The following is a 12,928-nucleotide window of genomic DNA, read 5'->3' as shown; positions in this document are numbered from 1 at the left end:
CTCAGCCGCCGTGCTTCGATTTGTCGTAAGCGCCGAGACCCGGCTTGTAGGTCTTGTCATCAATGAACTGCTTGATGCCTTCCTTGCGCCCTTCATTGTCGAAGCTGTTGGCTGCCTCCTGCGCGCGGATCAGGTAATCCTCGGCATTGTCGTAGGTCATTTCGCGCACGCGACGGATCGCATCCTTTGTCGCCTTCAAGGCGTGTGTGTTCTTCTTGAGGAGAACATTGGCAACCTCGGTCACGCGTGTCCGCAATTGGGCGAGCGGCACAGACTCGTTCACAAAGCCCCAGCTTGCTGCGGTCTTGCCATCGACGTTTTCACCCATGAGCGCATGGTACATGGCGTTGCGGAATGATGTGAGTTCAACCGCGACCTTTGCAGCGCCGCCGCCGGGGAGAATGCCCCAGTTGATTTCACTCAGGCCGAACTGTGCCTCGTCTGCCGAAAATGCGAGATCGCAGGCAAAGAGAGGACCGTAGCCGCCACCGAAGCACCAGCCGTTCACCATCGCAATGGTTGGCTTCTGGTACCAGCGCAGACGACGCCACCAACCGTAGCTCTCCCGCTGGGCCTTGCGCGTGCCCTGCAACCCCTGTGCTTCGGTCTCTCTGAAGTACTCCTTCAGATCCATACCGGCAGACCATGCGGTGCCTTCACCCGTGAGAACCAGAACGCCCACGTCCTCGCGATGCTCAAGCTCGTCCAGAACCTCCATCATGCGGCGATTGAGCTTCGGGCTCATGCAGTTGCGCTTTTCCGGGCGGTTAAAGCTGACCCAGGCGATACCGTTTTCGACGGAAAATGCGACGGTATCTTTTTCGGAGCGTTCGGTTACCATTGTTGTATCCTGCTGTTGAATGTTCTTGAAATTCTGGCCGTTACGGCATCCGGGTCTGGCGCAATGCCGGCATCTGTTGAGTGCAGGCAAAATCAGTGGGAGGGCAGATCCGGTACAATAAGGCCGCCCCAAATCTTGGTGGGGCACATTGAAATCAAAGCCGAAGGGAAAGGCACGTGACGACCGCGGCGCTCATTCGATGCGCTCGCGTCGCTCTGGCGTCTGCCTGGGCGGCTGTAAAGTGGATTATATAAAGCTGGGTTTGCAGATCCCTCCTCAAGGTCGACAAACAATTTCCTCAGATAATAGTACGTAGCACGTACAAATAATGTATGCAATACGTACTAATTATTTTCAAGGAATCAAGCGGTTTGATTCCATTAGCTTTGACTGTATCAAAGCGCACCGGGCGTTCTCCGGTGACGATGGAAGGAATGAAGATAGTGGCCAGAGCCTCGAACATCGAAAGCACCAGAAGCGGTGAAGGCGTTGATCTGGGAAGTCTCAACGATCTCATCGGTTTCCACATCACGCTGGCTCAGCTGGCGGTCTACAGGGACTTCAGCAAGGCGCTTGCAGAGCTTGAGATTACGCAGAAGCAGTTCTCGGTCCTTGAGATCATTTACAGCAACCCCGATGTTTCCCAGATCGATATTGCGCAGGCACTGGACACCGACAGGGCGACGATGATGGCGCTTGTGGAAAAGCTGGATCAGCGAGGCTTCATCGAGCGCCGACAGTCCTCCGATGACAAGAGGCGCCAGAAGCTGACCCTCACACCGCTTGGGCTGCAGAACCATGCCGAGGCCAGCAGGCTGATCAAGCAGCATGAAAAGGATGTTTTTTCGAGCCTGACAGCTGCCGATACGACAGCGCTTCTGAAAATTCTGCGCAAAATTTACCAGGGCAAGTCGTAAGACACGAAAAGCCCCGCGGGAACAGGCTTCCCGCGGGGTTGTTGCACGAGATGGGTCGTTGCGTCTTATCATTAGCGGGGGCGTGAGAGCGATATCGCCCCGGAGCCGGGCTGCGTCTTACTTCACCGCCACATAGGTCTGCGGGTCCAGCATGTTAGAGCGTACGGCAACATGCAGCCCCGTGGTTTCAGACATGGTTTTCTGGATCAGCGTGCAGACCTCGGTAATCCTTTCCCGTGTCCGCTCGGGGCGTGGCAGCAGGAACATTTCCGTATTGACCTGAGGCTGGTCGTCCAGCCCGAAAACATTGATGATCGAAATCTGGCAGGCGGAGATATCGACAGCCAGTTCACGACACAGCGTGGCGCGGAGAGGCTCCAGCGCGCCACGGATCGCAGCGGTCGCCTTTGGATGCCGGTCGAAGTCGATGTGAATTTTCAAGATTGGCATGAATGCACCTTACGCAGCATTGAGTTTGAAGTTGAACGGGGAGCGCCAGACTGCGGGGCCATTGGTCGCTTTCTCAAAGGGTGCAACCAGAGTGTCCTTCACGCCAAAAACGGCGTCGGAGGAGATGTATTGGTCATCACCGACGAATGTGTGCGTAACGACCGTCTGAAAGCCGGGTGCTGTGACGATGTAATGCATATGTGCCGGGCGGTATGGATGACGACCAAGGTGTTCCAGCATTTTGCCCACGGGTCCGTCGTCTGGAATGGGATAGGAAACTGGCTTGATGCCGATGAAGGAGTAGCGTCCGTCCTCACCTGTGACGAAGATGCCGCGATTGTTCCATTTTGGCTGAATGCCGGGTTGCTGAACATCGTAGAAACCATCGGCATTGTCAGACCACACATCAATGGTCGCGCCTGCAACGGGATTTCCGTCAAGGTCGGTCACCATGCCTTCAAACAGGCATGTTTCACCCTTTCCATCCAGCGTGATGACGTCGCCCATTTGCCTTACCGGCGCGTTGGCAACATGGAAGGGCCCAAGAACCGTATTTTCCGTTGCGCCAGAAGGGCGGCGATTGTTGATGGCGTCCACAAGCATGGACAAGCCAAGTGTGTCAGAAAGAAGGATGAACTCCTGCCGCTCGTCCGAGCAAATCTTCCCGACCTTGGTCAGAAAATCGATGCCGAACTCCCACTCGGCTTGCGTCAGGTTGATTTCCTTGGCGAAGGCATGGAGATGCCTTACCAGACAGGTCATGACTTCAGCGACACGTGGGTCGGTCGAGGGGCCCATGCGGGCATTGACGGTCTCGACGGAGTTTTCCTCGGAGAAATACTGGGACATGCAGCAATCCTTTCTTGATTACAAATTCAGTGGGAAGCGGTGACAGAGGTCGCTAGCGGGCGCGGGGACGCTGCCGTCCGTTTGGGCGCACGGTGTCGCAACGGTAGTATGTCGATACCGAAGCGGCTGGCGAGCGTGCCCCACACGCCCTTTCGAGCAAACAGCATTGTTCCGATGCCGACTGCGCCAAGCAGGATGAGGTAGACAGTGCCGTAATCGGCAAATGCCCGCTGCAGCGCGTAGAAAATGACGGCACCCACGATGGGGCCTGGAAGGGTGCCCAAACCGCCAATGACCACGATGAAGATAACGAAGGCCGTCCAATCGATGACGGAGAAGGCGGCATCCGGCGTGATACGGGTAATCTGAAGAAACATGAGGCCGCCGCAGATTCCCGTGCCAAGCGCGCAAAGGACGAAGACAGCCAGTTGCAGGCGCAAGGGATCAACGCCGACTGACCGCGCCGCGGCGCTGTTGTCGCGGATGGCCTGCAGTCCAAGCCCCATACGCGAGCGCAGGAAAAGATAGGATGCGAACAACGTGCATGCCGCCAACGCCAGCGCCAGCCAGTAGACCAGCGCATCTGCTGCCGCCGCGCCGGAAATCTTCATCAATGCCTGGATGTGGTCGACACCGATCATGTCCTTCGAAGTTCCCTTGGGCAGCGAGGTTCCCGTGCCGCCACCCAGCGCCTTGATCTGTCCTGCGACCAGTCTCGCGATATCGGCGACAACCCAGGTGCCGATCGCAAAATACGCGCCGTTCAGCCGGAAGGCGAAAAATGCCATGGGGACGGAAAGAGCCATCGCGCCCAGCCCGCCGATGCCGATGGCGAGCAATGGATCGAGATCGAACAGGATGATGGCAGCGAACATCACATAGGCGCCCACACCCACAAAGGCTTGCTGCCCCACTGAAACAAGACCCGCGAAACCAGCCAGCATGTTCCAGTTCATCGCCAGGATCAGCAGTGTCAATAATCCGAACATGTCCTGAATAATGGCGCGCGATGTAAAGAACGGTGCTGCCACCAATGCCAAACCCATGGCGATTGCAGCCAGACAGAGGGTGAAGCGACCAACGGATTTTGGGGACGGAAGCATGATGAACCTTAATCTGTCGCCCTTGGAAACAGGCCGCGTGGACGGAAAATGAGAATGACGGCAAAGGCGATGTGGCCGGCTAGAATTTGCCACTCCGGATTGACCGCCGCGCCGAATGATTGGGCAAGCCCGATTACGATGCCGCCGATCAGCGTTCCCCAGAGACTTCCAAGACCACCAATGATGACCGCTTCGAACGCATAAAGCAGTCGTGCCGGTCCGATCGACGGATCGAAATTGGCGCGAATACCGAGATACAAAGCGGCAATTGTCGCAACGACCATGGCAATGCCAGTTGCAATGGCGAAAATCTTCTTTGGACGAATGCCCATCAACTGAACCGTTACGGCATCGTCGGATGTCGCACGAAATGCGCGCCCCAGCGCCGTCCGGTAGAATAGCTGGTTCAGCAGCCATATGATGATGATCGCCGAACCCAACGTCATCAACGGTGTTATGCCGAGCGATACCGGACCCACGGATACGGAACTGGCTTCTATGGTGCCTGCGGAAAGTTTGCGGCTATCGGCGGAAAAGCTTTCGAGCAACCCGTTCTGAATGACGACGGAGAGACCGAAAGTCACCAGCAAAGGCGGCAATATGCCATCATCCAGAACGCGGTTGAAAAGCAGGCTTTGCAGCAACCAGCCGATGGCAAACATGATCGGCAGTGCGATTAGCGCCGCAGCAAAGGGGTTGAGGCCGAGGGCCGTTGCGATCACCAAGACAAGATAAGCGGCGAGAACGATGAGATCGCCATGAGCAAGATTGACGAGCCGCATGATGCCAAAGACAAGGCTTAGCCCCGCCGCAAACAGGGCATAAAGGCCACCGAGCAGAATGCCCTGCATGATCGTATCCAGCCATATCATGCTCTTACTCCGAAGTAGGCGTCGTGGATGGCGGATCGAGAAAGGCTTTCTGGCGTGCCTTCGAGCGTGATGCGGCCTTCCATCATGCAGTAGATTCGATCCGCGACTTTGAGGGCCTGCCCTATGTCCTGCTCGACGATGATGATCGACGCACCCGATGCCTTGATCTTTGGGAGAGCGGCGTAGATATCGCGGATGACGACCGGTGCCAGACCAAGTGACAGCTCGTCACAGAGCAGGACGCGCGGATTGCTCATCAGTGCCCGTCCCACGGCCACCATCTGCTGTTGCCCACCGGAAAGCGCTGTGCCGGGTTGATGGCGCCGTTCCTTCAGGATCGGGAACAATTCATAGATCGCCTCCAGCGACCATGGCCCCTTCACCTTACGCACATGCGCGCCTATCAGCAGATTTTCCTCCACGGAAAGAGAGGGAAAGAGCTTGCGTCCCTCCGGCACCGTTGCGATTCCCATTTCGAGAATATCGGGCGCCGCTTTCGTGTGGACCGGTGCTCCGTCCAGAACAATCGCCCCGGCGGATGCCCTGACAATGCCGGTGACGGTTCGCATCAGCGTGGTCTTGCCTGCGCCATTCGCGCCGATAATGGCCACAGTCTCCCCGGAATTAAGAGCAAGGTCGACACCGAAAAGCGCCTGAAAGTCGCCGTAACCCGCCGTCAGGGCTGAAATCGAAAGCAGGGCCTGGGTCATGCTTCGATCCCCAGATAGATCTCCCGCACCTGCGGCGATGCCATCACCCGGTCAGGCTCTCCAACCATCAGGACCTGACCAAAGTTGAGAACGACAAGGCGGCTGACGACATGTGTCAAGGCGTGCAGCACGTGCTCGATCCATATGATCGATGCGCCTTGCTGGTTTATGTCCTTGATAGTCTTCACGAGTTCGTCGCACTCGCCTTCCGTCAGGCCACCCGCAATCTCATCGAGCAGAAGAATTTTGGGTCGCGTGGCCATGGCGCGGGCAAGTTCCAACCGCTTTCTGCTCAGCAGCGGAAGGCTGCCCGCAAGACAATCTGCCTGAGGCTCCAATCCGGTGCGAGACAGAAGCTCCATGCAGAAATCCGCAGCGTCCGCAGCCGTCATGGCGCCACCAAAGCGGGCGGCGACCAGAAGGTTTTCGAACACGGACAATCCGCTGAAAGGCTGCGGAATCTGAAAGGAGCGGCCAATGCCTGCCTTGCAGCGATCCATCGCCGATGTGGCGGTGATGTTGCGGCCTTCCAGCAGGATTTGACCGCTGTCGGCCGCAATGTTACCGGTAATCAAATTAAAGAGCGTCGATTTCCCGGCCCCGTTCGGGCCAATGACGCCGAGAGCTTCGCCCTTGGCGAGTTCGAAGGAAACATTATCTGTGACCTTGAGCGCGCCAAAGGACTTCGACACCGCGTTGAGCGAGAGTATCGGCATGACATTGTCCGTCGTGGTTTAAGGTTTGGCATTCCGGGCGAGGCCCGGACGCCGTCGGTTCAGTTCAGTGCTTCAAGCTTGCCGTCTTTCGGGATTTCCGGTGCCCTTGAATTGTCGACGATGACGAGATCGAAGGTGCCGTCTGTCTGGCGGCGCCATTGGCCTCCCACCAGTGGTGTCTTTGCGACATTCTTCCGGGCGAAAGGCGGCACGTTGTCCTTGCCCCAGCCGATATTGCCAACCACGGTGTTGAGATTTGTAGCGCCGATTGCCTGGACCAAAGCCTCGCTGTCAGTGGGGTCAGAGGCCCTCTTCAGCACATCGGCAGCGATCTCGAAAAGGGCATGCGTAAAGCCGACCGGCTGGGTCCACTGCCGCTTTGAAGCTGCGGAAAACGCTGCTGCTAGGTCGTCACAGCTTTCTCCCGTCAACGATGACTTGAACGGGAACTTGGGCGACCAGTAGACCTCCGCCGACAGGTTGTGACCGCGATCACCAAGGGCGACAATGCTTTCCGGGAAAAGCAGGGCTTTGGCAATGGAGGCGATCTTTGGCTTGTATCCCTGCTGAGCGGCCTGCGTCCAGAAGGTGGTGAAGTCCGGAGGAATGGGAATACCCGTCACGATCTCGCAATTGGCTTGCTTGAAAGCATTAATCTGCGCGGAGAAATCGTCCGTCAGGTTCTGGTAGCGGCCGGTATCGGTCAGCTTGTAGCCGGGTTTGCCGAGAGCTGGCGGCATTCCCACATCCGAAGCCCAGGCATTGCCATCGCCGTCATTTGGCCAAAGCGCACCGACCTGCTTGTTGGTGTTCAAGCTTTCCCACATGTTCAGGAACACGGAGACATTGTCTTCAAGCCCCCAGAAGAAATGATAGACGAAATCGAACGGTTTCCAGCCACTGGCATCGAGCGGATTTCCCTGCTGACCGATGAACCATGGCTGCCAAGGCGCGACGGACGAAATGACGGGAATTTCTTCCGATTCAGCCACGCTGCAGACCGGATTGGTCGTCTCAGGCGTCGAGGCGACAAGGATCAGATTGACCTCGTCACGGCTGATCAGTTCCTTTGCCACTTCCGCTGCGCGGTTGGGGTTGGACTGGCTATCCTTGACCACGACCTCGATATCGAGGCCGGACGCTTTGGTCGACTCCAGAAAACGCGAGACCATGTACGCATCGGCCTGCGAAAAGGCCGAGAGCGGGCCGCTTTGTGGCGACACATAGCCGATCTTGATTGTCGTGTTGCTTGCCCGGGCGGGCATGGCAAAACTGGCGGCTGTTGCGGCCGTCGCCTGCAATAGAGTACGTCTGGTCAGCATCTCGTTTCCTCCCACAGAATAGATGATGAAATTATAGCGGCCTGGTCCCCTCCCAAGCCGTGCGGATCAAGGTCTTGATGCCGTTCAGCTCGATTGGCCGTGGATTGTAATAGGTGTTCACCAGTGCCAATTCCGCAGCCTTTTCAATGTTGGCCTCGGAAAAGCCAAGGCTGGAAAGGCTGAGCGGTGCACCGAGGCTGGCGGCAAAGTCGTAAAGCCCGACACCGGCCGATGGCTTGCCGAAAAGGTCGGCAACTGGCTTCAAAAGCTCCGGCGCTGCCTGCTCCGTATAAGCGGTGGTGTGTGGCAAAAGGACGGAATGGGTCTCGGCATGGGGCATGTCGAAGCTGCCGCCAATCGTGTGGCAAAGCTTGTGGTGCAGGGCCATTGAGACCATGCCCAGAACGCTGCCGCACAGCCAGGAGCCATAAAGTGCTTTTGAGCGCGCATCGAGATTATCCGGTGTTTTTACGATGTCGGGAAGGGCGCTATTCAGGGCCCTGATGCCTTCCATCGCCATCATGCTCGTCACCGGGTTGCGATCCGGCGCATAGAGAGCTTCTACCGCATGAGCCATGGCATTGAGGCCACTGGTAACGCTCATCGCAACGGGCAGGCCGCAGGTCAGCTCCGGATCGTATATGACCGTTTCTGGCAGTATTTCCGGGCCGCGCACCGTGGTTTTGAGGCCATTCTCGGTCTCACCGACGATGTTGGTCACTTCCGAACCGGCATATGTGGTTGCGATGACAATCTGGTCGCTGCCATTGCGACGCGCAATCGCCTTGCCGAGCCCGATCGTCGATCCCCCGCCGAGCGAAACGACGCAATCAGCCCCGGAGGTTTCATAGGCCAGCAAAGCCTGCGCCGTCACATCGACCGGCGTGTGCATCACGGCTTTTGCAAAAACGCCTGCCGAAAGATCTCCAAGCGAAGATGCCAGTTTCTCGGCATCTGCTTTCTGAAATGGCGTCGCCAGCACGAGGGCGCGGCGTCGCCCCAGTCTCGAAATTTCGTCTGCCAGTTTGGTGCGGCTCCCGCACCCAAAAAGGATGCGGGCAGGGCTGGCAGAGTAGATGAAGGATGACATATCCATCAAGGGTACTCGTTTCTGGCCGTTCAGGCCGCAGCCTGTTCGGACAATTCCGTCAGGTGAAGATGGGAAACCACCTCGTCAAAGCGACGACGAAGATCTTCCGGCGAACTTGCTGTCGCAGCGACATAGAAATCGGGCCGCAGGATCACGTAGGTTGCGCCGATGCTGTTCAGCCAGCGGGCGTAGGTTCCCTCGACGTCAACGACCTCGCTGTCTGTTCCCATCGAGCCGATACGAACCGTGTGCCCGGCGATAAGGTCGAGAGACCGCTTTTGCTCGAGGGAAAGCGCGTGAGCCGGATCGGCATCGAGGCCAACCACCATCCAGCCGAAGCCGACGGCCTGGTCGAACCGATCACGCTTGCCGTTTGCCTCGACAACGCCTTGTACGGAAAGCTCTCCCGCATGGGCCGTTTCGGGACACCAGATGCCTGGCCCCAGCTGGCATACGTCAGTGGCCACCGGCTTTCCATTGCGCTCCACGAGGTCACGCTTCATGCGCTCATCGCGTTCTGCAGCCTGCGCAGGATCGGCGATGCAGATAATGCTGCCCAGTTCCTGGCTGAAATTGATGTAGTATTTGGCGTGCTCGATACGCTCAGACGAATAGCTGTCGAGGATGTCCGGCTGGACACGGCCTTCCAGAATGGCGTTCAGGCGCCAGCCGAGCGCAAGCGCGTCGCGAATGCCCGCACACAGGCCTTCGCCAGCAAAAGGCGGCATCAGATGCGCAGCGTCACCTGCGAGCGCACAGCGTCCCTTGTTCCAGACCGTTGCCCAGCGGGCCTGGAAACGATAGACCGCGCTGCGCTCCAGCTCGGCATTTTCCGGTGTCAGGCCCCAAGGCTTCAACAGCTCCCAGGCATTGTCGGGCTTTGCGAGTTCGGTGGGGTCCTCGTTCGGAAGGACCATATATTCCCATCGACGCCGTCTTGGACCACCGGGGACAGGACCGGGACCGCCCGGCACGACAGTTGTCGGCCGCTTCGGATCGCAGAGCTGCCACTGCGCCGGTTCGCCCGGGCGAGAGGCTACGTAGTCAAACTTCGGCAACATGTCGAGAATGAGCCAGTCGAAGAAGTAGCCCTTGTCCTCATTCTCGATGCCGAGCGACTGACGCACCATGCTGTTTGCGCCGTCGGCTCCAACAAGGTAGCGCGCGCGGATCTGGCGGCTTTCCGTGCTTTGGTCGTCTTCCAGCGGGTTGCGCTTGATTGAGAGTGTAACGGAGTCACTGTCCTGCTGAAGCTCGATGGCCTCAAAGCCCGAAATCCTCGTGATGGAAGGATACTGAGCCGCGATATTGGTCAATCGCGTTTCGAGTTCTGGCTGGTTGAACCAGTAGCGAACGCGCCATCCGGATGCCGACAGGCTCTGCCAGTCAACAATGTGAATGTTCTCGCGCTCCGCGTTTTTCCAGTAATAGAGTTCGTCGTGATAATTGATGGCCTCGTCATTCTCGGAATCGATGCCAAGGCTTGCCAGAATTCGCGCAATTTCGTGGTCATAGGTTACCGCGCGCGGGCGGCCATAGGCCTGGCTCCAGCGTTCCACCAGCGTAACTTTCTTGCCAGCCTTGCCCAGCAGGATGGCGAGAAACGTCCCGACGGGGCCGCCGCCGACGATTGCGACGTCCGCATCGAAATTGTCCGAGCCGTGTTGATGTGAATTGTTCCGAGACGTCATGATCCCTCCTGCTATGACGCGGCAACTGGCAATAGGACTTCGGCTCGATGATCGGATGTGTTGACAGTGTAACCGTGGAAATCAGGACGCCGAGCGCCGCGAGGCAAGCTCATCACTTCCCTGAATTCCTCATGTTATCTGCACGTCCCCCCGACAACGCTCCCTCGTCATCTGCCAGATTGCCAAGCCTCTCTCCTTGCTTGACAAAAGCAAAATGACATTACGTCAAAAATGAATGACGTTCAATAAAGAAAATATCTCATTCATGCTTTGCTCTCATTATTAAGTTTTGGCTTATATGAGTGATGCGGTTAAAACCTCTGCCTGGCAGGGCAAAGCAGCATATCTCTTGCAAAATTCAGGCTTGAGACTATTTCACGGTTGAATGCTCTTCAGCCTTATATAAAGTCCCCTGCCATGGAGACTCACGTGAAGACCACAGACACTGAAGGGCGGGTTGCCCGTCGCCAGCGCCGAAACCGAGACGCCCTGTTGAAGGCCGGTCATGAGGTGATATCGGAAAAAGGTATCGACGCCGCGACCATGCTGGAGATTTCCGAGCGTGCGGACGTCGCTTCAGGCACAATCTACAACTATTTCAAATCGAAAGAAGAACTCGCAATCGCGGTTCTCGAGCTCGTGATGGAACAGCTCGCACGGCGGATTGAAGAGGTTACAAACGGCTTTTCCGATCCGGCTCAGGTCTATGCCTATGGTATGCGGACTGTACTGGAAACCGCGACAGGCGATATGAGATGGCGCCAATTGTTGCATCGCTCCGAGGTGATCGCGAACGCCACATTCCAACGAATGGGTCCTTTCGCGATCCGTGACCTGCGAAATGCGACGGCTGCGGGGCGTTTCTCCAACCCCGACCCTGAGCTTACCTGGCGCATGTCCTGCTTCAGCATCGTCGGTGTCTCTCTCGCCATCACGAAGGGCGATCTTCCACCGAAAGCGATAGATGAGGCGCTGGTGCGGCTTCTGTGCATGGCTGGCATGAGTGAGGCCGATTCCCGCGAACTGGCAAGCCGTCCATCCCCTCCGCTCGCACCGGAGGCCGAAGCAGAGCGCAAGCACGCCGCACGGATCTGATACGGCCGTGTTGCGGCTGCATGCGCAGCCAATGGCCAAGAGCGCAGTAAAGAGTTCCGCCTGTATCGAGCAAAACGGGAACCGCCCGGGTGCTCAGTCGTTTGCCCTTCGATACAGAGGAGATGACAATGTCCATTATCAATCCACAGCCCGGCAACCCTGCTGAAACACCGCGCGGCCCAACCGGCACCCCAGGCATCCCAGATCGCGTACAGGAAAAGCCACCTGTTCCGCCGATTAATGACCCCGGCGATACCAAGAACCCTAATGATCCTACCCTCAACCCTGCGCTTCTGCCAATTGGCGATCCGGCCGGTGCGGCCTGACAGGCCGCGACCAAGGCGAATAAAGGACCGCTAAGTGTTCGCTCGGAACCCTTTTCGTCACAACTCGTTTGAAGGCGAAAGGGAGAGACGCATGGGGTCCGACAAGTTTGAATTGCTCGCAAGGGCTGGCTATGGCGCGCGTGGGATTGTTTTCATTCTCATTGCGGGCCTTGCTCTTTTTTCCGGTCTTGGTGGCGGGAGCACAGATTCGAAATCTGCTCTCGATACGATCCTCAACCAGCCGTTTGGACAGATATGGCTGGTGCTGGTTGGGCTCGGGCTCGCGGGGTTCGTTTTCTGGCGTCTTGCCCAATCGATTGGTAATGCAGACAATCAGAAACCTGACGCCAAGGGTTACATTATCAGGGCGGCTCTTTTTGGAAGCGCCGTGACCTATGCGGGTCTGGCCCTATATGCAGTATCACACGCTCTCGGTTATAGCACAGGGCAGGGCAGCGGCGGCGGAGAGGCCAGCCTTGCGGCTTGGGCAATGTCTCAGCCTTTCGGACGGTACCTCGCCGGCGCGATTGGTCTTGGCTTCGTTGTGGGCGGTGCTGTTACGGCTTTCAAAGGTGTAACGCGCCGCTTCGAGAAATATCTCAATGTTGGCCAGAGCCACGCCCTGACGCTCGTCTGCGTGTACGGTCTGGTTTCACGCGGCGTCGTGTTTGCGATTGTCGGCGTTTTCTTCTGCTACGCTGCATTCACCGTAAATCCAGATCAGGCAGGTAGTATGAGCGACGCTTTGACGTGGGTCCGCGGCCTTCCCATGGGCGGAGTTCTCTATCTTATTGTCGCAATCGGACTCGCTGCTTTTGGCGTGTACAATTTCGTTGAGGCCCGCTACCGACAGGTACAAACTCCCGACTTGAACAGCATACGTGCCGAGTTGCCAAAGGTGCGCGGCTAATCCAGCCACGGATTGGGCCAACCACGGGAGGGGGCG

The 12,928-nt window shown here is 57.5% G+C and carries 14 protein-coding genes; 4 read left to right on the top strand and 10 right to left on the bottom strand.

Annotation, left to right across the window (positions count from 1 at the left end; translation table 11 throughout):
* Position 1 precedes the first annotated feature (1 nt).
* Positions 2 to 841: a p-hydroxycinnamoyl CoA hydratase/lyase gene (locus tag ASF69_RS13580; RefSeq protein WP_062588285.1), complete on the bottom strand. Its 840-nt coding sequence runs from the start codon at positions 839 to 841 to the stop codon at positions 2 to 4.
* A 443-nt stretch (positions 842 to 1,284) separates the two neighbouring features.
* Between ASF69_RS13580 and ASF69_RS13575 the strand changes: the two genes are divergently transcribed.
* Entirely contained in the window at positions 1,285 to 1,758 is a 474-nt protein-coding gene (locus tag ASF69_RS13575; protein ID WP_162238078.1) for a MarR family transcriptional regulator, read from the top strand.
* 117 nt (positions 1,759 to 1,875) lie between these two features.
* Here the strand turns inward: ASF69_RS13575 and ASF69_RS13570 are convergent, their stop codons facing one another.
* From ASF69_RS13570 to ASF69_RS13530, 9 genes are read right to left on the bottom strand one after another with little or no spacing between them, the layout of a single operon-like run.
* Complete coding sequence (locus ASF69_RS13570) at positions 1,876 to 2,208, bottom strand: hypothetical protein (protein WP_062588283.1); 333 nt, start codon at positions 2,206 to 2,208, stop codon at positions 1,876 to 1,878.
* A gap of 9 nt (positions 2,209 to 2,217) precedes the next feature.
* On the bottom strand, positions 2,218 to 3,057 hold the full coding sequence (locus ASF69_RS13565) for an intradiol ring-cleavage dioxygenase (RefSeq protein ID WP_062588281.1): 840 nt from the start codon (positions 3,055 to 3,057) through the stop codon (positions 2,218 to 2,220).
* Positions 3,058 to 3,083: 26 nt separating this feature from the next.
* Entirely contained in the window at positions 3,084 to 4,160 is a 1,077-nt protein-coding gene (locus ASF69_RS13560) for a branched-chain amino acid ABC transporter permease (RefSeq protein ID WP_062588280.1), read from the bottom strand.
* 8 nt (positions 4,161 to 4,168) lie between these two features.
* Complete coding sequence (locus tag ASF69_RS13555; protein ID WP_062588278.1) at positions 4,169 to 5,032, bottom strand: branched-chain amino acid ABC transporter permease; 864 nt, start codon at positions 5,030 to 5,032, stop codon at positions 4,169 to 4,171.
* Entirely contained in the window at positions 5,029 to 5,742 is a 714-nt protein-coding gene (locus ASF69_RS13550) for an ABC transporter ATP-binding protein (protein ID WP_062588276.1), read from the bottom strand. The genes ASF69_RS13555 and ASF69_RS13550 overlap by 4 nt, the downstream gene beginning before the upstream one ends.
* Positions 5,739 to 6,458 carry an ABC transporter ATP-binding protein gene (locus tag ASF69_RS13545; RefSeq protein ID WP_062588275.1) on the bottom strand — a complete coding sequence of 240 codons (720 nt, stop codon included), beginning with the start codon at positions 6,456 to 6,458 and terminating at the stop codon, positions 5,739 to 5,741. Before ASF69_RS13545 ends, ASF69_RS13550 begins: the two co-directional genes overlap by 4 nt.
* 59 nt (positions 6,459 to 6,517) lie before the next feature.
* Positions 6,518 to 7,780, bottom strand: a complete 1,263-nt coding sequence (locus ASF69_RS13540; RefSeq protein WP_062588273.1) for an ABC transporter substrate-binding protein — start codon at positions 7,778 to 7,780, stop codon at positions 6,518 to 6,520.
* 31 nt (positions 7,781 to 7,811) lie between these two features.
* A complete protein-coding gene (locus tag ASF69_RS13535) occupies positions 7,812 to 8,870 on the bottom strand; it encodes a maleylacetate reductase (RefSeq protein ID WP_062588446.1) in 1,059 nt (352 codons plus the stop codon).
* Between the two features lie 29 nt (positions 8,871 to 8,899).
* The gene (locus ASF69_RS13530) at positions 8,900 to 10,561 is read right to left on the bottom strand and encodes a bifunctional 3-(3-hydroxy-phenyl)propionate/3-hydroxycinnamic acid hydroxylase (RefSeq protein ID WP_062588271.1); all 1,662 of its coding nucleotides are present in this window, start codon (positions 10,559 to 10,561) and stop codon (positions 8,900 to 8,902) included.
* 429 nt (positions 10,562 to 10,990) lie between these two features.
* On the opposite strand from ASF69_RS13530, the gene ASF69_RS13525 reads away from it, so the two are divergent.
* The 3 genes from ASF69_RS13525 to ASF69_RS13515 all read left to right on the top strand — a co-directional run bounded on the left by ASF69_RS13525 (position 10,991) and on the right by ASF69_RS13515 (position 12,892).
* Positions 10,991 to 11,656, top strand: coding sequence for a TetR/AcrR family transcriptional regulator (locus tag ASF69_RS13525; RefSeq protein WP_200939081.1), 666 nt, complete (start codon positions 10,991 to 10,993; stop codon positions 11,654 to 11,656).
* Between the two features lie 128 nt (positions 11,657 to 11,784).
* Positions 11,785 to 11,982 carry a hypothetical protein gene (locus ASF69_RS13520; protein ID WP_062588269.1) on the top strand — a complete coding sequence of 66 codons (198 nt, stop codon included), beginning with the start codon at positions 11,785 to 11,787 and terminating at the stop codon, positions 11,980 to 11,982.
* A gap of 91 nt (positions 11,983 to 12,073) precedes the next feature.
* A complete protein-coding gene (locus tag ASF69_RS13515; protein WP_062588267.1) occupies positions 12,074 to 12,892 on the top strand; it encodes a DUF1206 domain-containing protein in 819 nt (272 codons plus the stop codon).
* The last annotated feature ends 36 nt before the right edge of the window (positions 12,893 to 12,928 follow it).

It is taken from the genome of Rhizobium sp. Leaf311, from assembly GCF_001423445.1.
Taxonomy (GTDB): Bacteria; Pseudomonadota; Alphaproteobacteria; order Rhizobiales; family Rhizobiaceae; genus Agrobacterium.
Note: the sequence above shows the minus strand (reverse complement) of the source record. Positions and strands in the feature narration are given on the sequence as shown.